This window comes from Haladaptatus rarus, from assembly GCF_054177585.1.
Genome location: NZ_JBPEHG010000028.1, coordinates 1 through 24,510 on the forward strand (window position 1 = coordinate 1; position 24,510 = coordinate 24,510).

At 59.3% G+C, this 24,510-nt stretch carries 19 protein-coding genes and 6 pseudogenes; 16 read left to right on the top strand and 9 right to left on the bottom strand.

The window, feature by feature from the left end; translation table 11 throughout:
* The 3 genes from ACR3FE_RS26620 to ACR3FE_RS26630 form a co-directional block, all read left to right on the top strand.
* Positions 1 to 111 (top strand): integrase core domain-containing protein (locus ACR3FE_RS26620; protein ID WP_458208193.1); only part of this gene is annotated, 111 nt, incomplete at its 5' end.
* A 26-nt stretch (positions 112 to 137) separates the two neighbouring features.
* Positions 138 to 614: a hypothetical protein gene (locus ACR3FE_RS26625; RefSeq protein ID WP_458210883.1), complete on the top strand. Its 477-nt coding sequence runs from the start codon at positions 138 to 140 to the stop codon at positions 612 to 614.
* Positions 615 to 829: 215 nt separating this feature from the next.
* Positions 830 to 1,168 (top strand): ribbon-helix-helix domain-containing protein, encoded by a 339-nt coding sequence (locus tag ACR3FE_RS26630; RefSeq protein ID WP_458210884.1) that lies wholly within the window; start codon positions 830 to 832, stop codon positions 1,166 to 1,168.
* 417 nt (positions 1,169 to 1,585) lie between these two features.
* On the opposite strand, the gene ACR3FE_RS26635 is transcribed toward ACR3FE_RS26630, so the two are convergent.
* Positions 1,586 to 1,840, bottom strand: a complete 255-nt coding sequence (locus ACR3FE_RS26635) for a hypothetical protein (protein WP_458210885.1) — start codon at positions 1,838 to 1,840, stop codon at positions 1,586 to 1,588.
* A gap of 172 nt (positions 1,841 to 2,012) precedes the next feature.
* Between ACR3FE_RS26635 and ACR3FE_RS26640 the strand changes: the two genes are divergently transcribed.
* The 4 genes and pseudogenes from ACR3FE_RS26640 to ACR3FE_RS26655 form a co-directional block, all read left to right on the top strand.
* Positions 2,013 to 2,921, top strand: a complete 909-nt coding sequence (locus ACR3FE_RS26640; protein ID WP_458210886.1) for an NAD(P)-dependent oxidoreductase — start codon at positions 2,013 to 2,015, stop codon at positions 2,919 to 2,921.
* A 96-nt stretch (positions 2,922 to 3,017) separates the two neighbouring features.
* A complete protein-coding gene (locus tag ACR3FE_RS26645) occupies positions 3,018 to 3,407 on the top strand; it encodes a cupin domain-containing protein (RefSeq protein WP_458210887.1) in 390 nt (129 codons plus the stop codon).
* A gap of 55 nt (positions 3,408 to 3,462) precedes the next feature.
* Positions 3,463 to 4,044: pseudogene (locus ACR3FE_RS26650) on the top strand (RNA-guided endonuclease InsQ/TnpB family protein); the annotation flags it as partial.
* 75 nt (positions 4,045 to 4,119) lie between these two features.
* Positions 4,120 to 5,037, top strand: a pseudogene (locus ACR3FE_RS26655) (IS630 family transposase); the annotation flags it as partial.
* A 107-nt stretch (positions 5,038 to 5,144) separates the two neighbouring features.
* Here ACR3FE_RS26655 and ACR3FE_RS26660 read toward each other — a convergent pair.
* Together ACR3FE_RS26660 and ACR3FE_RS26665 are read right to left on the bottom strand one after the other, a co-directional pair.
* On the bottom strand, positions 5,145 to 6,776 hold the full coding sequence (locus tag ACR3FE_RS26660; protein WP_458210888.1) for a beta-galactosidase small subunit-related protein: 1,632 nt from the start codon (positions 6,774 to 6,776) through the stop codon (positions 5,145 to 5,147).
* 46 nt (positions 6,777 to 6,822) lie between these two features.
* Positions 6,823 to 9,849, bottom strand: coding sequence for a glycoside hydrolase family 2 TIM barrel-domain containing protein (locus ACR3FE_RS26665; RefSeq protein ID WP_458210889.1), 3,027 nt, complete (start codon positions 9,847 to 9,849; stop codon positions 6,823 to 6,825).
* A gap of 564 nt (positions 9,850 to 10,413) precedes the next feature.
* Between ACR3FE_RS26665 and ACR3FE_RS26670 the strand changes: the two genes are divergently transcribed.
* From ACR3FE_RS26670 to ACR3FE_RS26685, 4 genes are read left to right on the top strand one after another with little or no spacing between them, the layout of a single operon-like run.
* Positions 10,414 to 11,727, top strand: coding sequence for an extracellular solute-binding protein (locus tag ACR3FE_RS26670; protein ID WP_458210890.1), 1,314 nt, complete (start codon positions 10,414 to 10,416; stop codon positions 11,725 to 11,727).
* 10 nt (positions 11,728 to 11,737) lie between these two features.
* Entirely contained in the window at positions 11,738 to 12,658 is a 921-nt protein-coding gene (locus ACR3FE_RS26675; protein WP_458210891.1) for a carbohydrate ABC transporter permease, read from the top strand.
* A 1-nt stretch (position 12,659) separates the two neighbouring features.
* On the top strand, positions 12,660 to 13,490 hold the full coding sequence (locus tag ACR3FE_RS26680; RefSeq protein ID WP_458210892.1) for a carbohydrate ABC transporter permease: 831 nt from the start codon (positions 12,660 to 12,662) through the stop codon (positions 13,488 to 13,490).
* 35 nt (positions 13,491 to 13,525) lie between these two features.
* Positions 13,526 to 14,620 (top strand): ABC transporter ATP-binding protein, encoded by a 1,095-nt coding sequence (locus ACR3FE_RS26685; protein WP_458210893.1) that lies wholly within the window; start codon positions 13,526 to 13,528, stop codon positions 14,618 to 14,620.
* Positions 14,621 to 15,469: 849 nt separating this feature from the next.
* Here ACR3FE_RS26685 and ACR3FE_RS26690 read toward each other — a convergent pair.
* Positions 15,470 to 15,592, bottom strand: a complete 123-nt coding sequence (locus ACR3FE_RS26690; protein WP_458210894.1) for a hypothetical protein — start codon at positions 15,590 to 15,592, stop codon at positions 15,470 to 15,472.
* A 172-nt stretch (positions 15,593 to 15,764) separates the two neighbouring features.
* Here ACR3FE_RS26690 and gfo6 point away from each other — a divergent pair, with 172 nt between their 5' ends.
* The 3 genes and pseudogenes from gfo6 (at position 15,765) to ACR3FE_RS26705 (ending at position 19,276) form a co-directional block, all read left to right on the top strand.
* Entirely contained in the window at positions 15,765 to 16,835 is a 1,071-nt protein-coding gene (gene gfo6, locus ACR3FE_RS26695; RefSeq protein WP_458210895.1) for a D-xylose 1-dehydrogenase Gfo6, read from the top strand.
* A 433-nt stretch (positions 16,836 to 17,268) separates the two neighbouring features.
* A pseudogene (locus ACR3FE_RS26700) lies at positions 17,269 to 18,276 on the top strand (LLM class flavin-dependent oxidoreductase).
* Positions 18,277 to 18,349: 73 nt separating this feature from the next.
* On the top strand, positions 18,350 to 19,276 hold the full coding sequence (locus ACR3FE_RS26705) for an SMP-30/gluconolactonase/LRE family protein (RefSeq protein WP_458210896.1): 927 nt from the start codon (positions 18,350 to 18,352) through the stop codon (positions 19,274 to 19,276).
* A gap of 167 nt (positions 19,277 to 19,443) precedes the next feature.
* On the opposite strand, the pseudogene ACR3FE_RS26710 reads toward ACR3FE_RS26705, so the two are convergent.
* Positions 19,444 to 19,860: pseudogene (locus ACR3FE_RS26710) on the bottom strand (IS1595 family transposase); the annotation flags it as partial.
* A 15-nt stretch (positions 19,861 to 19,875) separates the two neighbouring features.
* Positions 19,876 to 20,043, bottom strand: a pseudogene (locus ACR3FE_RS26715) (transposase); the annotation flags it as partial.
* 100 nt (positions 20,044 to 20,143) lie between these two features.
* Here ACR3FE_RS26715 and ACR3FE_RS26720 point away from each other — a divergent pair.
* A pseudogene (locus tag ACR3FE_RS26720) lies at positions 20,144 to 20,812 on the top strand (IS630 family transposase); the annotation flags it as partial.
* Between the two features lie 140 nt (positions 20,813 to 20,952).
* Here ACR3FE_RS26720 and ACR3FE_RS26725 read toward each other — a convergent pair.
* Positions 20,953 to 21,750 carry a DUF7260 family protein gene (locus tag ACR3FE_RS26725; protein ID WP_458210897.1) on the bottom strand — a complete coding sequence of 266 codons (798 nt, stop codon included), beginning with the start codon at positions 21,748 to 21,750 and terminating at the stop codon, positions 20,953 to 20,955.
* A gap of 242 nt (positions 21,751 to 21,992) precedes the next feature.
* On the opposite strand from ACR3FE_RS26725, the gene ACR3FE_RS26730 reads away from it, so the two are divergent.
* Positions 21,993 to 22,307, top strand: a complete 315-nt coding sequence (locus ACR3FE_RS26730; RefSeq protein WP_458210898.1) for an FAD-dependent oxidoreductase — start codon at positions 21,993 to 21,995, stop codon at positions 22,305 to 22,307.
* A gap of 288 nt (positions 22,308 to 22,595) precedes the next feature.
* Here the strand turns inward: ACR3FE_RS26730 and ACR3FE_RS26735 are convergent, their stop codons facing one another.
* On the bottom strand, positions 22,596 to 23,549 hold the full coding sequence (locus ACR3FE_RS26735; protein WP_458210899.1) for a malate dehydrogenase: 954 nt from the start codon (positions 23,547 to 23,549) through the stop codon (positions 22,596 to 22,598).
* 180 nt (positions 23,550 to 23,729) lie between these two features.
* Complete coding sequence (locus ACR3FE_RS26740) at positions 23,730 to 24,503, bottom strand: SDR family NAD(P)-dependent oxidoreductase (RefSeq protein WP_458210900.1); 774 nt, start codon at positions 24,501 to 24,503, stop codon at positions 23,730 to 23,732.
* Positions 24,504 to 24,510: the final 7 nt, after the last annotated feature.

A 24,510-nucleotide genomic window follows, 5' to 3' on the forward strand; every position in this document is an offset into this window, starting at 1 on the left:
AGTCGGCCGAGCGTCCAGCGGTGGCTTGAACAATTTGTACATTACTATAACCACCAACGACCGCATCAATCGCTCACCAACCGAACGCCTATCGAGGAGGAGCTAAACTAGACAGTGCCGTTCTGGGGTTCGTCCCGGTGACACGCCAGATAGAGATGTCCGGCTATTCCACCTCGGATTTGCAAGACGCGACGAACCGGGCGGAAGTGGACACGATACTGCAGGCTCTGGAGCCAGTCATGGATCACGTTATGCTCCTGTCGGTCCTCGATTATATCTTTATTCTGGCTGGGTTCTTCCTGTTTTTCTCACTTCATTCGATCATCCTGAACACGCTGGACAGCCACGACAGGCTGGTACTGATACCGAAGATCGGAATGATCCTGACGATCTCCTCTCGACTCTTCGATTCCCTGGAGAACCTCTGGGTTATCCTGATCTACACAAATCCCGAAGACTACGCGACCGTCCTGATCAACCTTATGAACGTCTCTGAAACGGTGAAATGGACGCTCGTCAGAGTTGAGTATCCCATGCTTGGACTGGCCATCGTGCTTGTACTATTGATACGGCTCACCTCACTGTTCGACGGTCATTCGGAACATCTACGGTAGCATCCCAGCAGCATCTCCCTCGAGATACCCCCACGGAGTTTGAGCCCCCCACCGTGAGTGAATGCATTGAGAGAGCCATCCCAACTCCTGTGAGCGAGGACAATCAATGCGCGCCGTGTGGGTTAGTATACTAACTACGGATTCCACTCGAAATACGTCGCACGCGCGTCTGACTGAATCCTATATGAATCCGAACGTATTCACAGACCAACTCAATGAAGAACATGACCGTCCGGCTTGAGAAAGACGAAATAGAGGAGTTGGAGAAGGAAGCGAAGAAACGAGATGAATCCAGAAGTGAATACGTCCGTCAAATCACCCGCAATCGTGATTCAACGCATTCAACACTGGATTCAGATGCTGAATCCGCTTTCCTGAGAGAGGCTCTATCCCGGCTTGAAGGCGAAATTGAGCGATTGCACGAAGAAAACGACCGACTGACGCGACAACTCGAAGCCGATCCGGTCCCGGCGGTCGAAGATAGTAAGGAGACGTCGCTACTCACACGTGCAAAGTCGTGGATGTTTGGTCGATCAGAAGGAAATGCAGATTGACCAAATAAGATCAGTGATTGATTTGCTTTTAGACGGCAGCAACGAATGCCTCATCATGGGATTTCTTTGCAGGGTATTCATCGTCAATTCCCGAGCCCTGAAGGCGAATCTTGCTCTTTCGAATTCCCCTGCTAAACTGGATCACCAATACACATCCCGGCCAAGATTACACTGTCGTAATTAACGCCCGAAAGTGAACCGTAATCACGCCAGACCTGTTCTCACTCTTTTTTCTACCTCACGAGCGTTGTGAGAAAAGTGAGAGTAATTACACCCCACAGTAGCCGACCGTTCGTTCCGCATCGAAGGGGGGCGCAATTTGCGCCCCCTTGTCATCTGTGGAGGAGTACTCCGGAACCACTTCGGGGCAAAATTACGCCCCGCGTTCGGAGGATAATTACGACAGTGTAATTATCGCTACTCGTCACCTCCCTGTTCGAGTACAGCCCGTGACTGTTCGGCAGCGAATTCACGGAACTCCTCCGCGTCAGCAACCAAGCGGGCAGCCTGTCCGCCCCGCTCGCCGGGTTCGAACCGAACGAGGTTATCGTGGTTGTCCCACTCGCCTGACCCACTCACGCTACCGTCGTGTCGCGCGTGACGCGCCAGCATTTTCATTGACCGCTGCACCGTGTTCGTGTTCGGATCGTGCATCCCGGCGCGGTGTTCCAACCGACGACGGCTCGCCGCCTTCGTTTACTACTATAATTTCCAGCGACCGAATCAGGGCCTTGAAAACCGCACGCCTGTCGAGGAGGTAAAAAATCGTTGACTAGACAGTGCCCAGAGGTGAAATATTTCATGAGTAAAGGTATTACGTTTTGGGGTATTTGGCCCATGTAGTATGCCAGACGAGACGATCGGCTTTATCGGACTCGGAATTATGGGACTACCGATGTCGAAGAACCTGCTCGACGCTGGGTACTCCGTTGTCGGCCACAACCGCTCGGACGGGCCGACGGAGGAACTCGCCGAATACGGCGGGACGGACGGCGGCTCGCCTGCTGGCGTCGCCGAGGCGAGCGACGTCGTCCTACTCTGTCTGCCCGATTCGCCCGACGTCGAACAGGTCGTTCTGGGTAACGAGGACGAGGACGACCCGGTCGTCGACGGGGTGAGCGAGGGCATGACACTCATCGACCACTCGACGATCTCGCCGACGGTCACCCAGTCCATCGCTGCGGATCTTAAGGAACGCGGCGTGACCATGCTCGACGCGCCCATTTCGGGCGGCGAGAAGGGTGCCATCGAAGGCACGCTCTCGATCATGGTCGGCGGCGACGAGGACACATTAAACGAGTACAGCGCCGTCTTGGACGTCATGGGCGAGACCGTCACTCACTGCGGGCCGAGCGGCGCCGGCCAGACGACGAAAGCCGCGAACCAAATCGTCGTCGCCGCCCAGATGGTGGGCGTGAGCGAGGCGCTGGTGTTCGCGGAGCGGGCTGGCGCCGATTTGGAGGCGGTCGTGGACGCCATCAGCGGCGGCGCGGCCGGATGCTGGACGCTCGATAACCGCGCCCCGAACATGATTCAGGACGTCTTCGAACCAGGATTCTTCGCGAAGTATCAGTATAAGGATCTGAAGATTGCCACTGACGCCGGCGAGGCGTTCGGCGCGCCCATGCCGCAGACCGGACTCGCCCACGAACTGTACAAGACGATGCTTCAAAACGACATGGGCGAGGACGACAACTCTGGCGTGATGCAGGTGCTCCAGATGATAGCCGGGAAAGACGTCACCGACGAATAGCGCTCGGCGCGAATCGAACGCGACGTCGATGGACCACTTTCACAGGGTTCAGCGGACAGTCGGTTTTATTGGACCTCCGGACCGACGTGTTCCTGTATGTCAGACGACTATCGAATGGTACATGTGAACGACGTCGAACCCGAACCGTCAACGGGGTCGGGAACAATGCACGTCGACCTCGTTGAGGGACTCGGGTGTACGAAGATGCGACCGAAGGTGTGGTATCTCTCGCCCGGCGACGCGATGAGCTTCCATCGCCAGACCGAACAGGAGGAATTCTACTACGTCCTCAACGGACCGGGCCGCATCAAGATCGGCGCCGACGAGGAGATTCACGACGTTCCAACAGGGACGACGGTCCGCATCCCGCCCGAGACACCCAGACAGGTGCTCAACGACACCGAGGACGAACATACCTGGCTGGTTGTCGGCGCGCCGGCGACGACCGACGACGGGCGTCCCCCGTTCGACGACGCAGAGAAGTAGTCCTCGCTGACGGCCCGAACAGCCGCTTCCTCAGCTTGCTTCGCCGCTTCCGATTCTCCTTCATTGGCACTGCGAGTACGAGAAGCGTCGTGGAAACCTGCAACAGACTGGAATTCACTGGGCACACGAGAACGTTCAGCGAGTGGGCCGAAAACAGACTGGACGCTTCGAGCAGATGCTTCACACTATCTCGAACGAACTCGTTGAGGAAGCCCTCGAAAACGACTGTACTCACATCGTATTCGAGCAACTCAAAGGCATCCGCGAGCGCCTACCGCACGCGAAGGCAGTTCGCAAGTGGGCTTTTCACCGTTTGTTTGAGTGCGTCACGTGCAAGGCCGAGTCAGAGGGACTAGTCGTGAAGCAGATTAACCCGGCGTACACGAGTCAACGTTGCTCGAAATGTGGGTTTACCCACGAAGATAATCGTCCGCACAACAACGGACAAGACGAGTTCGAGTGTCTAAAGTGCGGATACGATGTACACGCGGATTACAACGCGGCGAAGAATATTGGCTTGAAGTATCTCCGCGACCAGACTTTTGCTGGTCTCGGAGGCGCACACGTAGGCGTGCGCTTGAACAGCGGGATGATGAACGTGAACGGCGAGTATTCGCCTACTGCTTTGAACAGTTAGAGCGGGAGTCCATGCTGAATACCACGCCCTTTAATGAGTACGAAAACTTTTGTGAGTTAAGACTGATTGCCGTTCATGGAGCGTTCACGTCGCAAGGAGATCAAGCATCACTTGTCTGAGGAGGAGATCGACGAATTGCTGCGTGAGGCTGAAGATGATCATCGACTTCGGCGTCTTGGGTTCCTGAAAAACATCTATCAGGGTGACTCGATTCCGGAGGCCGCCGACCGAGAAGGCAGGTCGGCGGCCTCCGGTGATCGTTGGGTAGAAGCCTGGAATGAAGGTGGGCTCGAAGAACTCATGCCGAGTTTCGGGGGCGGTCGGCCCCCGAAACTCGACAAAGACGAACAAGAAGAGCTGATCGAGATGCTTCGTGACGGTCAGCCTTGGAAATCACAGGAGATTCAGTATCTTCTCACGGAAGAATTCGGCGTCGAGTATAGCCGGAATTATCTCGGGACATTCCTTCGAAATCTTGGTCTTTCGTACGCGAAACCACGGCCAAAGCGCCCTCATCAGCCAGAGAATCCAGATGACATCCTCGAAGAGCGCGTCGACGACGCGCTCGACGAGGACGATCAGCCACACAACAAACGCGAGAATGAAGATGGCGATGGATGGGTTGTTGACGATAATGTTTGCACCGACGGTGGAACCGTCCTCGGCTTCTTCGATGCGTCAAAGCCACAGCCAAACGATAATTCACGCCGGGTCTGGTACGTTGACGATCCTCATATCGAACGACCACTCGTCAAGACGGACGATTCAGCTGTCGGGTTCTATGCGCTTAACGGCGAGAGTCTCGTTACGTTCAAAGAAACTGAAAAGAAAGAACGGATTTGCGAGGTTTTAGAGAAGGTCCGCGAGCAGAATCCGCGACGCCGGATTCTGCTCGTCTTGGATAAGTACGGATCTCATATCTGTAAACACACGCGAAAGCGTGCGCATCAACTCGGTATCGACCTGGTCTTTCTCCCCACAAGCTCACCGCATCAAGGTTGAGTAGCCGTCTAGAGCAGGGTTGCTTGTTGGTGATGTTCTTCGAGACAGCGATTATAAAAGACGGAAATAATATACTTGTGACGTTACTTCCTCTATTTTCAGTCCGTTGCGGTTATTGGGCCGAGCGAACCACTGTAGAGACCACCACCACCGCCGCCGTCGTAGACACGAATTGCAAGGACGTTCTCGCTGCCGAAGTTGATATTCTCCGGCTGGACCGTGTAGCGCCGGGACTGCGACCAAGCGGTCTCGTAGCCGTTCTCGGGGAACGTTCCGGTCTGCCCGATTTTTGTCCCATTGAGGAACGTCTCGTCAACGTCGTCGATCTTTCCGACCGGGATTTCGAGGGTGTGCCCTTCCCACTCCTCCGGCACAGTGAAGTGCTTACGGTACCACCCATACACCTGATTCTCGGTGAAGCCAGAGTGATCTTCCCAGTTGGCGGGCAGCGTGACCGTCTCCCACCCGCTATCGTCGAGACTCCCTGCTTTCCACGACGAATCATCACCGCGATGGAACAACCACTCACCCTCTAGCGAAATATGTGGCACTGTCAGCAAACGCGGCGGGAGGTTGTCCACGGTCACCTCGAAGATTCCGGCATCCCTAACGCTCCGCTCAAAGGAGACATGGGTTTTCGTGCCGGGTTGCAGTGAAACCGTCTCCTTCGCGACTACCTTGCCATTGATTTTCAGCGGAACGTCGATTTCCGCTGATTCACTAGCTGTATTCCGAACGACTGCACTCACATCAAGCTTCCCGGTGTCTGCTTTAAAGTCAACCGTGAGATTGCCGAACATGTCCGCACTTGCGAACGCGTACGGTAGATTGCGACGCGAGAGCGCCATCGGTGATTCCTCGTCAGTTACTGGACGGAGGCCAACCACGAACGAGAACGGGCCATCCGGAACGACTCGGTATTCGGGGAGCGTCTGGACCGGCGTTCCGCCCACGCCGGTGACGCTGTGGTCGAGATTGAGCGTCACGGCGTCCCCATCCTCGATCTGGTAATTGAACAGCGCCCGGTCGAGGTTTTCGGGGGAGACGTGATGGGCGCTGACGTTTAGACTCGGATGCCCGAACGCGGCGAGTCCGCCGCTCCCACCGGTGAGGGTTGCCCACTGGACGTCCGTCTTGTTCCCGTAGTCCTGTGGGCGGACATAGGGGACATACTGCTCTTCAACCGTGCCACCGTGGACGTCAACTTTTGACCCGGTCTTCCGGTCGGGATATGTCTCCTGCGGCCCACGCCCATACCAGTTGAATTGCCGGAGGGAATGCTGGATCCCGAGTTGAATGCCGACGCGGCCGACCCAGCTCGAAATCGCCTTCTTCAGGGCGTCATTTGGTGTTGCGCGAACTCCCAGCAGGACGTCACCGGTTCCGAGCACGTGATAGAGGTAGTCGGTCGCGAACGACGCGTCCTCTCCAGGTGCGGAAACCGTTGTCTCAAACTGAATGCGCGTCACTTGGTTGGCGATCGGCTCGACTGAAACTGACTCGACCCTGTGTTCGAGACGGTCAAGCCCAGCATCACGCCACTCCTCGACCTCTGCGGATCCCCAATTGACGTTCTCGTTCGAGATCGGCGTCCGCCAGACGTTGAGCCGGGGACCGCTCGCGAGTAGTTCTTCCCCGTCGCGTTTCATCGACGTGAGTCTCCCCTTTGCCCTGTCGAACGTGTACTCGAATCCCGATCCACTGACCGTAATCGTGTCTGTCGTGCTCATGACTTCCTCCGTGTGCTGTGTATCTTGTTCATCGTCTGCTGTGATCTCATTCGTTCACCGAGACGTTCGGCATCTCCGACACTCGTTCTAGTGGGGGGGCCGGAACGTCGAACGGCACTTCGAACTGCTCGAAGGCGACCTCATGGCCGGCGTCGGCATACCACGTATCCTCGGCGAGGTGGAAACTGACGACGAGCCAGTAGTCCGCACCGGGTTCGAATTCCGGTCGGTCGAAGGGGATTTCGACTGTGGTCGTGTCGTTCGGTTCGAGTGTGATATCGAGCGATCCCTGCTGGAGTACGTCGCCGCCCTCGCGTAGCTTCCAGTGCGCGTCGAGTTCGGAGAGATTCGTGAAGTTGTAGCGGTTCGTGACCTCAACGAGGCCCGCGGTGAGGTCGCCCCCGCGCAGCCGAACCGGTTGATGGGCTTTCTTCAACTGCCAGAGTTCGGGCTGGGGGACACGATCCGCATCGACAAGTCCGTTACAACAGAATGGGTCGACGCCGTACGAAAGAAACGTACCGTCGGTCTCGAACGTCTCGAAGTCGAGCCAGAGCACGGTACCGTCACCGGGTTCCGAACGGTTTGACCGGAGTTCGCCTGCCGAGAGGCCGCGGTCGTGAATTGCCGCCCGTCGATACCGGGCGTTTGAGAGCCAACCGTCCCAATTCGCCCGATGTTTGTCCGCGTTTCGGCCGACGTTGACCGGTTGTGGGTTATGATTGATGCGACCGTCGTGTGGAGTGGATGCTAACTGTTTGCCGTCCACGTAGAGCCGCAGCTCGCTTCCGGTGTGGACACCAGCGACGTGATGCCAGTTCCCGTACCAATCGTCCGGGACAGTCGATTCAACGGAGACCCATTCCTCTTCAGGATCGTAGACGAAGAACTGGAGTGTCGGTTCGTTGCTCATCTTCAACGCGTACTGGTTGTCTCCCTTCGTGAGGAACGCCTCCGAACCAGTCCACGGCTGCCGGGGCTGAACCTCGACTTCAAGCGTTAGACCGGGGTCAGTGATGTCGAGGCTCGAGTCGCGGTAGAGTTCGATCCAGTCGTCAAGCCCCGAAAGTTCGACTGCTGGGCCTCCTGCGTCCGTGTCGACGATCGTCGGTTCACCATGGAAGACGCCATCGTTACCGTATTTAGTGGCGTCGGGCGTGACGGTGTAATCCTCGTCAAGTCGCTGATTCACCCAGTCCCAGATGAAACCACCCTGCAACTGATCGTTTTCCTCGATGACCTCCCAGAATCGCTCGACGAGCCCGAGGCTGTTACCCATCGCGTGGTTGTACTCGCCCATGACGGCCGGGCGTTGCTCGTCTTCGTCCTCGGCAATGGCGACAAGATCGGACGGGCTGACGTACCGTGGGCCGATGACATCTGCGTAATGGGCGACACCGCCGTTGTTCGCCTGATGGTACAAGAATCTCGTTGGGTCGACGCCCGCGCCCACATCACCATCGCCGTCCAGGTCGCTGCCCTTGACGTACTCAGCCATGTCGAAGTGTGCTGGGCCGAGGCCGGCCTCGTTCCCCGTGCTCCACATAAAAATGCTGGCCTGGTTCTTCCACTGCTGAACCATCCGCGTGAATCGGTCCATGAACTGAGCGTGAAACGCTGGATATTCATCGACGAGTTCAGGATTCTGGTGGGTTTCGGCGTTGATTTCGTCACAAACGTAGAAGCCGAATTCGTCCGCGAACTCGTAGAACTCGGGCCCGCGTGGGTAATGTGAGTTCCGGAGTGCGTTGACGTTGAATTGCTTCAGCCGCTCGAACTCCTCACGTCGCAATTTCTCGGCCATGGTACGGCCGAGTTTCGGATGGTGTTCGTGGTGATTAACACCCTTGAAGTCGACCGGTTCACCGTTGACGTGAATCTGGCCGTCGAGAATCTCGTACTCACGGAATCCAAACTTTGTGAGCTGGGCTTCCATGGCTGACTGTGATCCGGACTTGCGGAGTTCAAACCCGACGTGGTACAAGTTCGGGTGTTCGGCGGACCATTTCGCCGGCGAGGCGACGTTGACAGAGAAGGAGACGCCAGCGCTGTCATCAGCCGGTACGTCGACGGTGGTCGCTGTCGACTTCACACGCCGATAATCCGGGTCGAAGAGGTGGGTTCGAAGCTCGTACGTTGCCGCGCTGTCACTGTAATTTACGACTTCGGCATCCACATGGAACGTCCCATTCTCGTAGTTGTTATCGAGACTAGGTTGGAGGAAGTAATCGCGGAGGTGACCGTTCGGCGTCGAGTACAGGGAGACGTCGCGGAAGATGCCCGCAAAGTGCCACATGTCCTGGTTTTCCAAGTAGCTTCCGTCAGACCATCGGAAGACCTGTACGCCGATTTCGTTCTCGCCAGGGCTGAGGTGGTCAGTTACGTCGAACTCAGCGGCGGTCATCGACCCTTCATCGAATCCAACATATTCGCCGTTAATCCACACGAAGTACGCGGATTTCACGCCGTCGAAGCGGAGGAACGTTCGGCGATCTTCTGCCCAGCTATTCGGCACCGTGAACGACCGTTGGTACGTTCCGACGGGGTTGATATCGTCAGGGACGTTCGGTGGGTCGTACGGGTAAAGGTCGAGGGTGATGTTACGATACATTGCGTGGCCGAAGCCGTCGGCCTGCCAGACTCGAGGAACCGTGATGGTGTCCCACGAGTCGGCCCCGTCAAAATTGTCGGGTGCGTTCGCTGGATTGAGTGCCCAGTGGAAGTTCCAGTCGCCATTCAATGACTCGAAGTACGGGGATTGTCGCCACCGTTGGAGCGGTGATTTGTTCGCTCGATCCTGTTTGAGTGCCGATTTGACCGAAGTGTACGGGATCGTCGGAACGTGTCCGGGTTCCTGGTTCTCTTCGACCAGCTCAGGGTTCTCGATGTACTCGTCGAGGGGAACGTTGCCAGGCGTCATCGATGGAGTCGCCGAAGTTGTCGATGATGACTTCCCTCGATCACTTAATCCGGGAAGGAGTGCGATACTACTGGTCGCCAAGAACGTCCGACGCTTCACGTCGAGCGTCGAGTGTTCTGTGTAGTCGTCCGTAGTCGGATTTACATCACTCATATGTCTAGTCCTGTGGCTCACTGCCAAGCGCTAACTCACAACACTTGGAGTTAAACTTTACCTTTTATATAATGTGATTTAAATAAGAATGATGTTTTAATTAGATACGTGAAAAAACTATCGCTTCTGTTTTAGTTAAAGTATTATTATAAAACTGGAGTAGAAATTGACGAATGTTCGAATTTACCAGCCATATTCGACTACCGTCAGATCAGTCACGTATTAGGGTTAAGGATACCGACCGCCGTGTTATCCTCGACGGCTGGAAGGTATAATCCCTTGTTCACGAAAGATGTGGGATGGACGTCTCACGTGTAGTTGCTCGTTGGTGCCACCATAGCTTTGCGTGATTCGGTGGCCGAGTCTATCGACCCCTTCCGATGGACCGGCATCGAAGCGGTCAGCGAGGCCGATCGGGTCCCGGAGGGGTGGTTCGACAGCATTGGACCGATTGACGGTTGTCGTTACACCCAAAACCCGAAACAAATATTAGTGCATGCTAGTATAACTCATATCATGGTTGGCGGAAAGCCAGCGTCTACAGCGAACAGCAGACGAACATATTTGAAAACGGCCGGTGCCGTCAGTGTCGCCGGACTGGCCGGGTGCCTCGGTCTCGGCGGTGGGGACGGCGGCGGTAGCGATACCAACGAGTACAAGGGGGCGAAGATAACGTTTGCAACCAGCTCGCTCTACACGGAGGCGTGGCAGGATCTCGCCAAGAAGTTCGAGCGGGACCACGACGTGACGATTGAAGTCACGTCGTACGCCCAGAGCGAGATGCTATCGAAGCTCCAGAATCAGCTTCGTTCCCGACAGGCGTCGTTCGACGCGTTCATCTCCGACGTTATCTGGACGGGGTCCCTGATGGACCCCGAATTCGTCGAACCCCTCGGCGACTACCTGAACAACTCGAACCTCGGAACGTCGAACTACGCGTACGACGACCACCTCGACATCTTCGCCCAGTCGTACGGCCAGTGGAACGGAACGAAGTACGGGCTCCCGTGGTACGGCGACATCATGGACCTGACCGTCCGCAAGGACGTTCTCGAAAAGCACGCGAAGGAGTACAAGCGGAAACACGACGAGGAAATCCTTCCGCCGTTCCCGAAGGGGTACGAAAACTATGCCCACTTCAATCGCGTCGCCAAGTTCATGCACGACAAGGGGTGGCCGATGGGACTGGAAGGCAAACGCGGGTGGAACCTCGTCTACTACTACCCCAACCGATTCGCGGCCGAGACGGGAGATCAGCGCATGCTTACCGAGGACGGAACGTCACGCCTCGACAAGAAGGGAGCCGTCAAGGGTCTCGAACACATGCTGAAACAGAAGGAGTGGGCATTGAACCCGCTCTCGACCGGCTACACCCAGAGCCGCGACCAGTTCCTCTCAGGGAAGACGTGGGCCGTCGAACAGTGGGGGACGGCCACCAAGAAGTTCGTCGATAAGTACGGCTGGGAGGACGGCGTCCGGGTCACCCTCACCCCCGGCGGCTACCCAAACCTCGGCGGGTGGGGCATCCTCATCAACTCCTTCTCGGACCAGAAGCGAAAGAACGCGGCATTCGTGTTCGCCCAGTGGGCCACCTCGAAAGAGATGGACAAGTACGCCTACAAGCAACACGGCGTGACGCCCACCCGAGCGTCCTCGTACACCGAGCAGATAAAGAAGAAGTTCCCGCAGGCCCGGTACTACGACCCCGAGGAGAATCAGGGGATCCAGACCCCGTCGCTCCGGCCGCGCAACCCTAAGTACCAGCGGCTGGGCGACGCGATGCAGGTCCAGATCAGCCAGTCGCTCTCGGGCGGCCCAGGGGCCGAACAGACGATGAAGAACCTCCACAAGAAGTGGCAGAACATCATGAGCGAGTGATCACGTCGACATGAGCACATCGAACGCACTCTCGAACTGGTGGGGAGATCTCCGCCGCGACCGCGACGACGAGCGGCTCATCGCGTGGCTGTTCGTCGCGCCAGCGATCGTCCTGTTGGCAATGGTCGCCATCTACCCGTTCGTGCAGATGATCTACGACAGCCTGTTCAAGTTTACGCAGGCCGGGGAGCGCGCGGCGTTCGTCGGCCTCGTCAACTACACCACGGTGCTCTTCGATCCCCGCTTCCTCAACGCGACGGGGTTCACCGTCATCTTCGTCGTCGTTTCGGTCGCCATCGAGTTCCTCCTCGGCCTCGGCGTGTCGCTCCTGCTCTACAGCAAACACATCGAACGACGCCAACTGCTCGTGACGCTCAGCATTCCGCCGATGATAATGAGCCCCATCATCACGGGGCTGACGTGGCGGATGCTATTCAGCCCGAGTTACGGCATGGTGAACCACCTGCTGGGGATCAACATCGATTGGATCGCCTCCCGGCCGTGGTCGCGGGTGGCACTGATAGTCGCCGACGTGTGGATGTGGACGCCGCTGTTCGTGCTGGTGTTCACCGCCGCTCTCCAGTCCATTCCCGACGTCTACTACGAGGCCGCGGAGGTGGATGGAATGAGCACGTGGCAGCAGTTCAAGTGGATCACGCTCCCTCAGATGCGGACCGCCATCGTGGTCGTCCTGCTCCTCAGGATTGTGCGCGCGTTCAAGGTGTTTCCCAAGGTGCAGGTGCTCACGCAGGGCGGTCCCGGGGCCTACACCGAGACCATCGCCATGATGACGTACAACTACGGCTTCCGCTTCTTCCAACTCGGCGTCGCCAGCGCCTCGGGCGTGCTCTACTGGCTGTTGATGTTCCTCACGGCGTTCGTGCTGTTCAAATCGGTCGCGGAAGGGTTGATCAGTCCGGAGGAGAACTGAGATGGAACTCGCGACCCTTCACGACTACTCGGACCGATTCGTCCGCGTCAGTACGTACACGCTCGTGGCGCTCTGGCTGTTCTGGGTGTGGGGTCCCATCGTGTGGGACCTCTTTACCGGCCTCGCGGTCAACCCCCGGACCGACCCGCCGCGCCTGATCCCGGCGAAGATCACGCTCGAACACTACCGTCAGATCTTCACCAGCGGCGATATGCTCACGTACATCCGGAACAGCGTCATCGTGACCGGCGTCAGTACATCGGTCTCGGTCGTGGTCGGTGCACTGGCCGCCTACTCGCTCACCCGGTACGACCCGGGCGACGGGCAGGTCAGCTTCTTCGCGCTCAGCATGCGCTTTCTACCGCCCATCGCCGTGGCGATCCCCATGTACACCCTGTTCCTCGGCTTCGACTGGATCGACACGTGGCAGTCGCTCATCGTGGCGTACCTCACGGTCGGCATTCCGATCTCGACGTGGATACTGCTTATCTTCTTCCAGAACATCCCCGAGGAACTGGAGGAGGCGAGTCGCGTGGACGGCTGGTCGCGCATCCAGACGTGGCGGCGAGTCGTCCTGCCGCTGGCCGCACCGGGCATCTCCAGTGCTGCCATCCTCACGGCCATCCTGATGTGGAACGAGTACGTGCTGGCGCTGGTGCTCACCACCACGAGCAAGGCACAGACGGTGCCCATCTATCTGGCGGGATTCGTCACCACTCGCGGTATCCTCTGGGGACGGATGGGTGCCGCTACCGTGGTGGCGATGACGCCGCTGCTCGTGCTGACGTTCATCGCGCAGGACCGCCTCGTGGCCGGATTCAGCCTCGAATAGTACGATCGACCGATCAAACAACGACACGACACAACATGACCCAAACAGAATTAGACGACCTCAGAAAGGAGTACGAAGACCTAGTCGCCGTCAACGAGTTCTCGCTCACGCTCGCCGACGGGGAGTTCCTCGTGCTGTTAGGCCCGTCCGGGTGCGGGAAGAGCACGACCCTCCGGATGACCGCCGGACTCGAAGACACCACCAGCGGGGACATCGTCGTGGACGGCGAGCGGGTGAACGACCGAGCGCCTGCCGAGCGCGACTTCGCCATGGTGTTTCAGGAAGTCGCCCTCTACCCGCACATGAGCGTCCGAAAGAACATCTCGTCGCCGCTCCGCGCCGCCGGAGTCGATTCCGGACCCATCGCGGACCGCGTCGAACGCACGGCGCACATGCTCGACATCGAGGAGCTTCTCGACCGAAAGCCGGGCGAACTCTCCGGCGGTCAGCAACAGCGGGTCGCCATCGGCCGCGCGCTAGTTCGGGAACCGCGAGCGTTCCTGCTCGACGAACCGTTCTCGAAGCTCGACCAAAAACTCCGTACCGGGCTTCAGAAGGAACTCAAACGCCTACAGGACCAGACGGGCGTGACGACGATGTTCGTCACGCACGATCAGGAGGAGGCGATGGTTTTGGCCGACCGCATCGCCATTATGAACGAGGGGCGACTCCAACAGGTCGATACGCCCGAGACGGTGTACCGCAAGCCAGCCAACCGCTTCGTGGCGGATTTCATCGGCAACCCGGTGATGAACTTCTTCGACGTGGCGGCCGACGACGGGACCCTCCGTATCGAGGGCGTGCCGCATCCCGACGCGTCGAGTGCCGTGCCGAACGGGGCCGCTTCGATGGCAGCCCGTCCGGAAGACGCCGACCTCGTGCCCTCCGCCGACGCGTCGGACGACCGCCACCTCACAGTCGAGGTGGACCTCGTCGAGATGCGCGGATCGACCACCTACCTCATCTGCGACTTCGACGGTCGCGAGGTGACGTTCACGCAATCGAGCGATGTCGGCGCGGAAGGCGACAGGCTGGCGCTCGACTTCGATTTCGACGCCGTCAATTTCTTCGACGAACGCGGCGATCTCATCGAGCGCACGTCGGAACAGAACGTCCAGTCCACGCGCTGACCGTCACGCGAAGCGACGCGAAACGTTGTCCGTCCTCACGCGCGATTTCGAAATCACACCACTTTCGGAGAATAGACGACGGCCCCGACCGTCTGCGGTTGCTTTCGTCTCGTCAGATGTCATCGCCGCACGGCCGCCGACGGCGACGCACCCGCTCGACCGTTTGGACGAAAACACGCGCAGCGACTACTTTCGATTGTCGAATCGCACGTGGTCGTGACGGATTCGATCACGGCACAGTGCCGACCGAAGGATGAGGCGCGGGCGACCCTTCTTTCGATATGATCGGATGGATTCACGGTCCGTCCGACGGCCGATGGCGCTCTCACCCCTGAAATACTCGAACGAAGGTTTTCCACTTTGACGGCCGCGTTACGGTTATGTGCCTGTAACGGGGCGCGGGATATCGGTTGGAAACGACGTCTCCGGAAACGGCGAACGTCTTCTCTCGGCGTTATTCCGCCATTATCAAAAAAGATTGGAGAGTACGGCGTCAGTACCGCTCTCCAACGCAGCGTCGCAAACGAAGGCTTCGACGGGAGGAGGCCGGTTCCGTCTCCCCGCTATCGGGCGATCCGTCCGCGATCCCCTGCGATTCGGTAGCAATCATCCGTCTCGATAGAGCACGTCAGGCCGCTCGATCTCGGTCTCGTGTTCATACGATTTGACCGTCCGCGTCGGCTAGTTCCTAACGTGAACGCGTCGAATCCGTCCTCGGTGACTAGAACGGTCCCATTGCTCTTGGCGCCTTTCACCGTCGGGTTCCACGTGTAGGAGTCCGCGAACCACACCGCTTCGAGATCGTTCCGTTTGAGGTACGCGTCGAGACGGTCGAATTCGTTTCGCCACCTACGCGGTTCCGTCGCCGCTCCGCGCGCTCGCGGCGCTCAAGAGCGCTGGAACCGATGTCGCGCCGCCGGTCATTTTCAGCCACGTTCGCCTGTCGATGTCGAGTTTGTCTTGGTACGTCATGGCAATTCGATACCGTCCGCGTAACTACTCAACCCACGATTGTGACTATTTTTTCGTTATAATCGAAAAATGTGTTGCGTCGTCACCGGTCGGCGGTTCGGCTGCTCGTCCACGCACGTATTCGTTCGGGATCAGCATGAACTGTTATGGAGTCGGCGCGAAAGTAATCGATATGGGCCTGCAGAAACACTTTGACGCCCCCGTATCGAGGGACTGGCAGACGGTGAACGACGGAACCGTCCGATTCGCGCTGGTAGGTCTCGGCTGGTGGACGACCGACTTCGTCATCCCGGCGGTGGCCGACTCCGACCTCTGTACCGTCACCGTCGCAGTTAGCGGAAGCGTCGACAAGGCAGAGCACGTCGCGTCCGATGTCGATACGCTCGAAGCGGCGATGACCTACGACGAATTCGTGGACGGTGCGGCGACCGAGTCCTACGACGCCGTCTACATCGCCACGCCCAATTCTCGCCATCGGGAGTACGCCGAGGCCGCGGCTCGACACGGCAAGGCCGTGCTCTGCGAGAAACCGATGGAGGCGACCGTCGAGGACGCGGAGGCGATGGTCGACGCCTGTGACGATGCGGACGTGACGCTCATGGTCGCCTACCGCATGCACACCGAACCCGTGGTGAGGCTGGCACGCCGCATCGTCGCGGATGGCTGTATCGGCGATCCGCGATTGATGCAGGGGATGAACGCGCAACCGCTGTTGGAGATGAACGGCGATCCCGGTCAGTGGCGGCTGGATCCGGACCTCACCGGGTACGGCACCTCCGTGATAGATCTCGGCATCTATCCCCTTAACACCGCCCGGTTCGTTCTCGACACCGACCCCGTTGCGGTCCAGTCGATGATGAGTTCGGAACACGAGGCGTTCGCGGACGTGCCCGACGAGCGGGCGACGTTCGCCGTCCGGTACGATGACGGTACTTACGCCGCGTGCGGCACGAGCCAGAACGCCTTCGACACCACCAGCCTCGACATCGTGGGCACCGACGGCAAGCTCACCCTGAAACCGGCGTTCCACATGGAGACCACGCTCACCGTCACTACCGACGACGAGACGTATGAATCGACGGCGGAATCGGCCGACCAAATGGAAGAGGAGTTCGACTACTTCGCTAACCAGCTCCTCGCCGGCGAGACGGTCTACGCCGACGGCCGCCACGGACTCCTCGATATGCGAGCCATCGCCGCGATTCACGACGCCGCCGACCGCGGCGAGACGATCCGGCTGTAATCGCGACCGACCGTATCCACCGTACGGAGGTTTGTTTTCACGGATAGTTCGGTCATTGAGTTCACATTCAAATACCTATAACTATATTTAAATTATAAGTGATAATAGCAAGGGTCAACTACAGAGTGGAACGGATTCCAACCGACGGGGAGCATCGCTGTCGCGCCGCGACGCGCTCGGCGCACTCGGTTTCGGGAGCTTTCGCCCGTCGTGGGGACGAAAGCGTGGAAGGCCAGCGTGGTCCGACTGGAGGGGGACCGATCCGGCTGACGCCGACCGCGTGGCGATTCTCTATCAAGGCGAAATCGTCGAAGTCTCGTGCATAACGGAGACCGACGTCGAAACGCTTACCGAACTAATGATTGCGGGAGCGCCGTCAGGCGGTATCTGAGATGGTCATGACTATGTTGTCGTCTGTCGGGGAGGTGAACGCGTGACCCGATTCGGCTACTTCGCCTCCTTGGAGGAGTTCTCCCCGGCGGAGTGTCTCGAACAGGTCGTCACCGCCGAGGATGCGGGATTCGACAGCATTTGGGTAAACGACCACTTCCATCCGTGGCTCGACCACCTCGCGGATGAGTCGCCCGCGAACGGGGGAAACTGCTGGTCGTGGATGCCCGCCGCCCTCGAACGAACGAGCGACGTTGAGGTCGGAAGCCGCGTCACAGCGATGCTGAACCGCTACCATCCGGCCAACGTGGCCCATCGACTCGCGACGCTCCTCGAACTGTATCCCGACCGGGTCTTCCTTGGAGTCGGTACCGGTGAGGCGTTGAATGAAACGCCACTCGGCAACCCGTGACCGGAGTACGGCGAGCGTGCGCGGCGGACGGCGGAAGCCATCCGTATCGTTCGTACTCTGTTCGAGGAGGAATTCGCCGAGTACGACGGGGATTTCTGGTCGCTCGACGGCGCCAACCTCTACACGGGACCGAACGACGCCCCGCTGATTCACGTCGCCGGGAACGGACCGACGTCCGCCCGGATGGCGGGCGATTTGGCCGACAGCTACGTAACTGTCTTCGAGACGCCCGAGCGGGCCGCAGAGAAACTCTTCCCGGCGGTACGACGTGGCATCGAGAAATCGACGCGGAACGATTCGTTCGATGACGTCGAGAAAACCGTCCACATCCACTGCTTGCTCGCGGAGACGAAGCCGGCCGCGCTCGAACCGTGTCTGCCGTGGCGACTGACACTCCTTTCGATTGTCTTCGCACAGGACATCTCTGACCCACGCTACTTACAGCTACACGGCGACCTCGTCAGCACCCGCTGTCTGGAGAACCACTTCGTCATTACGACGGATCCGGAGGACCTCCTCGATGTCGCGGAGCGATACGTCGACAGCGGGTTCGACCACATCGTCTTCCAAAGTTCGAGTCCCGACCAAGAAGCGTTCTGCGAAGCGGTTTCGGACGTCGTCATGCCGTCGTTTTCCTGACGGTTTGTCCGGGGTCGATCGAACGTCCACGATGCCACACTAATTTTATGGGATGGACGGCGAAAGACAACGTATGGCGGAACCCACGCGTATCGCGGATACGCACTGCCACACCGGAGAAGGACCGCTCTGGCATCCGACCGAGAAACGACTGTACTGGGTTGATATCCCGAACGGTCGGTTGTTCCGATACGACCCGGAGACCGGCGACCACGAACTGTGCTACGAAACGAGCGTTATCGGCGGTTTTACCATCCAAAAAAATGGAGCGCTCCTCCTGTTCGAGGACGGAGGGCGAATCAAAACGTGGCACGACGGATCGACCCAGACAGTCGTGGACGAAATCGATGCCGAACGTGACTCCCGATTCAACGACGTCATCGCTGACCCGCACGGACGTGTCTTCTGCGGGACGATGCCCACCGACGACCGCCTCGGTCGGTTGTATCGCCTCGATACGGATGGAACCATCACCGAAGTGCTCGATGCGGTGGACATCCCTAACGGAATGGGTTTCACGCCGAATCGGGACGGAATGTATTTCAACGAGACGGAGGCCGACAGGACCTATCACTTCGAGTACAACGAGGCGTCGGGAGCACTCTCGAATCGAACGGTTTTCCTTGATACGACTGATGAACGGGGTAGTCCAGACGGAATGACGGTCGACGCCGACGGGTACGTCTGGATCGCGTACTGGGATGGCGGTTGTCTCGTCCGGTACACTCCTGAGGGTGTGGAAGACCGACGAATCGAATTTCCCGCGCGGAAGGTCTCCTGCGTTTCGTTCGGTGGAGAGGAATACACTGACGCGTACATCACGACCGCACTGGGTCCAGGAGAGGGCTCCGCGGGGTCACGGGAAGAGGAGGGAGCTGGCGCTGGAGCGCTGTTTCGATTCTCGGCCGGTGTCGAGGGTGTCCCCGAATTCCGCTCGGATATTCCTTGTAATTCACCGAAAAACCGTTCGTGGACGGTACACTTCGACAAAATTCAGTGACCCCAGAGGGTGTCCCCGTTTCGATAGCGTGCGTCCATGATTCGGTCCCACTGCTCCTCGGAGAGGTCGACATTGCACGCGCCAACCTTCTCGTCCAACTATTCAGGTGTTCGTGCACCGATAATCGGAATACAGGTGACGCTCTTGTGAAGTACATTGTTGGTGACTCAGAGAACTGCTCGAACGATTTGTTTGAGTACTTCTCGACCTGGTTTTCGGAGGATTCGTCGTCGGAGCTGGAACGATCTGAGATACACTGTCAGTTTGTTTTGAGACACCTCGATGCGGCGAGAGCCACCGTCCCGCTCGCGACGGTGACTTTCGCAGGTGTTCACGTGTGCGTCTCCATTGACGTACTCACCATCTCCGTGAATGACTGCTTCTCGGTGGAAGTTCTCATCGTTTTCTAGCGGGTCGTAGGCCCGAAATCCGTCCGTATAGACGGTCAGCGACTCCTCCTCGCTGAGCACGAGGAGAAGTCGGACGGTCGTTTCGTCAGCGGCTTTCGCCGGGAAGACGTATCGCTGATCGCTTCCGCGATCAACGAGCGTGAATACTGGCGGTTTCTCCTCGGCGTACATTCCTATGAGTCGATATTTGAACCATTCTTGGAGTTGGTCCCAGCACCCTTCGACGGCGTTCAATTCGGGGAGCTTCGACGGAAAGTGCCAGACTTCAAGATCGTCGCCGCGCACGCACGAGACCGAAACTGTCTTAGTCCCTAGGATAACTTTTGCAAATGGCTCTCGAGAAAATTCTCGATCCATTCCTTCGCAAAACTCAGCCGAGTTGTGAGTTCTTCGACGAGAGCGCGGAACTGAGTGGTCTGCGCAATGTTTGAGCCTTCTGAGAGCCTAATAGGCCCCAATGGCGACAAGTCGTCGGATCGAAGTGGCGAAGCATTTGTCGGAAGATCAGCTTGATGAGGCGATTAACGAAGCCCAGAAGGCGGACGAGACACGTCTCGTCCGGCGGCTCTGTTTCGTCAAAAATATCCATTTCGGTGACACAACCAAAATGGCCGCTCGACGCGTCGGCGTCTCGCGTCATACCGGTGATCGATGGCTCGCTAAGTGGAACGACGAGAGTGTTGACGGGCTTCGACCGAGCTTCGCGGGCGGACGGCCCGCGAAGCTCTCTCCTGAGCAGTTTGAGGAATTCTTCACTCTCCTCAAAGAAGGCCAACCGTGGACACCACAGGAGATTGACGACCTTCTCTGGGACAGCTACGGCGTCACGTACGACCGGGCACATCTCGCCCGAATTCTTCGTGCTGACGGCATGCAGTACGCAAAACCACGACCGAAGGATCCGCGACAATCACCGGATGCTGAAGCGGATTTTCGTGAGCGCCTCTCCCAGGCGCTCACGAAAGACACTGATGATGAGCCTCTCGTTCTCGGATTTTTCGATGCGTCATGGCCACAACCGTTCGAGAACTCCCAGCGGATGTGGTCGTACGATCGAACCGTGGAAATCGACAAACCACTGGTCACGGTTCCCTGGAAAACGCTAGGTTTCTACGCACTTCTCGGCAATAGTACACTTATGACGTCCACTGACGCCCAGATCCACGCGAAAGAGCACTCCGGCGCCGTCGCCTTCTTCTTCACGGGACTTGGAGGTCAACTTGGCGGAGTCGAGCGCAGTCGCGTGGAGGAAGACCGGCGAAACGACTACGCGTCCGGTCGGACGGTCCTTCGCGCACGTATCTCGTTCTCGACGTTTTCATGGGCCTCCCGGAGGAGACGACAGCACCCAGCGACGTCGCTAAGCATCGGATACTCGGTATCCAGGTCCTGGTAGAGGTAGGCACGGAGCCCCCATTCGCTGCCGTCGTCGACGGCCGACTGGTTCTCCGCGTGAATCGTCGCTTGCCGGTCAGTTGCCACACACTCGCACTCGGCCTCGAACTCACGTAGTCGTCGACAAATCGCCGAGAGTTCCGCCGACGCGTAGTCGTCGATCGGCCGTGAGTTGTACTCCCGCAACGAATCGACGATGCCCTTTATGCTCTCGCGCACCATCCTCGCGGACTCCATCTCCGTGTCGAGTCGCGACAAGATCCGTTCTCGCTGTTCGCGCGAGCGCCGACTCGCGTCCAACAATGCTTGCTTCAACTGCCCGGGAAACTCCCGGCTCTGGAAGAGGTTGATGACGATGTCCTGGCCGAACTCCGCCGCCATGTGTTCGAAAGGCGATTCGTCGTACTCGGCCTCGCAGTGGGACGTCGCGAGCACTGTGTCGGCGTAGGCCCGGCAGACCGACTTCCGCTGCGACGGGTGGGCGGTCCGGAGATGGTGCAGCGAGGCGACCGGTCGGCCGCCATCTGTGAGTGGCGGACGCTCGTCTATCGCTGCAACCTGTTCGGTGAATTCCGTGAAGGCCTCAACCTCGGCTTCCGTACGTCGGTACTCCCTTTCGATTGCGATGAGAGCGTTCGTACTCTTGGAGATAGTTTGATCGCTCCGCATTCGACTTACTCCAGCAACTCCTATTTGCGGATACTTATAAATTTGTGCAGTGGTAGCAAACTACATTATTTTGCAGGAATTTCCCTCCAGGTGACAGACTTGCGTTCGACGCGTTGTGAACGTCGGCGAGGCCGACAAGACGAACGTGGTCGAATTGGAGTCTAGAGCGTCCGCGCCCGCCTCCCTCGTCGGGATTGTCAGCGACACTAGTTCTTCACCGGTGAGCGGACAACGAGACGACGATGGTCGACCACGATATCGCGGTGATCGGCGGAGCCGTAGGGTGCTCCGTCGCGAAGCACCTCGTCGAGCGAACCGACCACGATGTCGGTCTCATCGAGAAGGAGTACCAACTCGCAGAACACCAGAGCGGCCGCAACTCCAGCGTCCTCTACCCTGGCTTCAACTACCCGCCGGGGTCATTCAAGACACGCTACAGCACGGAGGGAACGCGACGGATTAAGGAGTGCTTCGCCGAGCACGACCTGCCCATCGACCCATTGGCGCCCTCGTCGTCGCGACCGACAACGCTGAGGTCGAGCACCTCCACGACCTGAAGGCCCAAGCAGACGAGAACGGCGTCGAGACAGAGATTCTCGAGAACGAATCCGCCATCAGCACATACGAGCTGCACGCGGACGGACGGTGGCGTTTCGGTATCCGGTGGCCGCCTCCGTCGACTCCCAGCTCGCGGCCGACGCGAAGGCCTCGACTCGGGTCACGCACTCAACGCGGTCTCGCCCGGGCTCACCTCGTCGCTCCCGTTCGGCGAACGCGTCGCCGAGACGGCGCTCGACGCCGACGAACAGTGCCACGGGTCCCGACCCTCGACAGGGACGCCCCGCTCACCGACACAGCTCGCCGACCGCCTCGGACGCCTCGTCGAGCGCGCGGCGTTCGGCGGCCGAGAGTTCCCACTCGACGATGTCCTCGACGCCGTCCGCAGAGAGCCTGACCGGTACGGAGAGCGCTACATCCCTGTAGCCGTACTCGCCGTCGAGCGGGACCGACAGACAGACTGGGTCGGACGGCCCGCCCTCGAGAATCGACACGACGAGTGAGGCGAGACCCCGTCCGGTCACCCACCGGGATGTCTCCTCATGACCCCGGAGCCGTATGACGTCCCAGGGGACGTCCTTCACCGCTTCGGTGATCTGTTCGCGTTCGTCTGCCGAGAGCGAGACGGGTTCGCCGTCGACGGTCGCTCGGGAGAAGACGGGAATCATGTGTTCGCCGTGTTCGCCCACCGTCGGACAGGATACCTTGGCGCGCGCGACGCCGGCCCGACGGGCGAGCTGGTCGGCCAGCCGCGCGGTCTCTGAGAGTGAGTACCCGATGCAGTAGCGGCGGTCCCACCCGAGTGCGCGATAGAGACGGTAGTTGATGGGATCGAGCGGGTTCGTTACCGTCACGACTGGACGGGCTTCGACTTCCCCGACCCACGAGCCGATATCCGCGACCATCTCGCTGTTGCGCTCGAGGAAGGCGAGTCGCCCGCCCCGTCCCGCAGTGTCTTCGGGACGCGGCACGCTCGCGGCTACTACGATGCAGTCAGCGTCCTCGACGGCTTCCGGGCCCGGTTCCGCCGACCGAACAGTACCGCTACCGATGTCGGAGAACCCGACGCCCGCGCGATGGGCGGCGTGTCCGAGCGCGGTGCGCATGTCGATGGCGTGGCCCGTCGCCTCGTCATCGGCGACGTCGACGAGGGTCACGTCGATTGTCGGTTCGAGCACCGAAAGAGTGTACGCGGTCGTCGCGCCGATGGTCCCGGCACCGCCGATAATCGCTACGTCCATGTGGTCTGCTATCGCGGGCCGCTACTAATTCTATTGCCCGCCCACGCAACACGCCGGTGCATCAGGATTTAAGTAGGGATTCCTATCGGGTGATTCGCTCGGTGAACGCGGTCGGCGACCAGTCGGTCTGCACTGGCGCGGTAGCGCACGCCCGTGAGCGAGGACTCGGCAGGAGTCGGGTCACTCGAAGGCGCCAGTCTCGAACCCGCCGTCGACCGTGAGCATCGCCCCCGTCGTGTACGGGGCGGCGTCGCTGGCGAGGTATATCGCCGCACCGGCGACGTCTTCGGGGGTGCCGATTCGCCCTGCCGCCGCACGCTCGGTGATCCGCCGGTAGCGATAGGTGTCCTCGGCGTAGGCGTCGGCCGTCTGCTCGGTCTCGATAAAGCCGGGACGGATGGCGTTCACGCGGACGTCGGGGGCGAGTTCCCGGGCCGCGGTCCGGGTGAACGCTTCCACGCCGCCCTTCGCGGTCGAATAGGCGACCAGGTCACGCATCGTCGTGTGCGACGAGAGCGACGCGATGTTGATGATGCTCCCCGCCGCCATCCGCTCCGCGAACACCTGGGTGGCCCGAAAGACGCCGGTGAGTTGAACGTCGAGGACGCGACGCCACTCCGCCTCCGATAGCTCGCGCAACCCGGCGCGTGCGATGGCGCTCGGGGAGTTGACGAGTACGTCGACGCCGCCGAACTCCTCGAATGCAGCGTCCCGGAGCGCGATGAGGGAGTCGCGGTCGGTGATGTCGCAGGTGGCCTCAACCGTCTCGCCGCCCAGGTCGCGGAGTTCCTCGGCGGTCTCCGCGACGCGTTCAGATGTCCGACTCGTGGCGACCACGTCCGCACCGTCAGCGGCGAACGCCCGCGCGATGCCCCTGCCGATGCCGCTCGTCCCGCCGATGACGACCGCAGTCTTGCCGGTCACGGCGACCGGTGTGTGCTCGAACTCGTCCACGACGTAG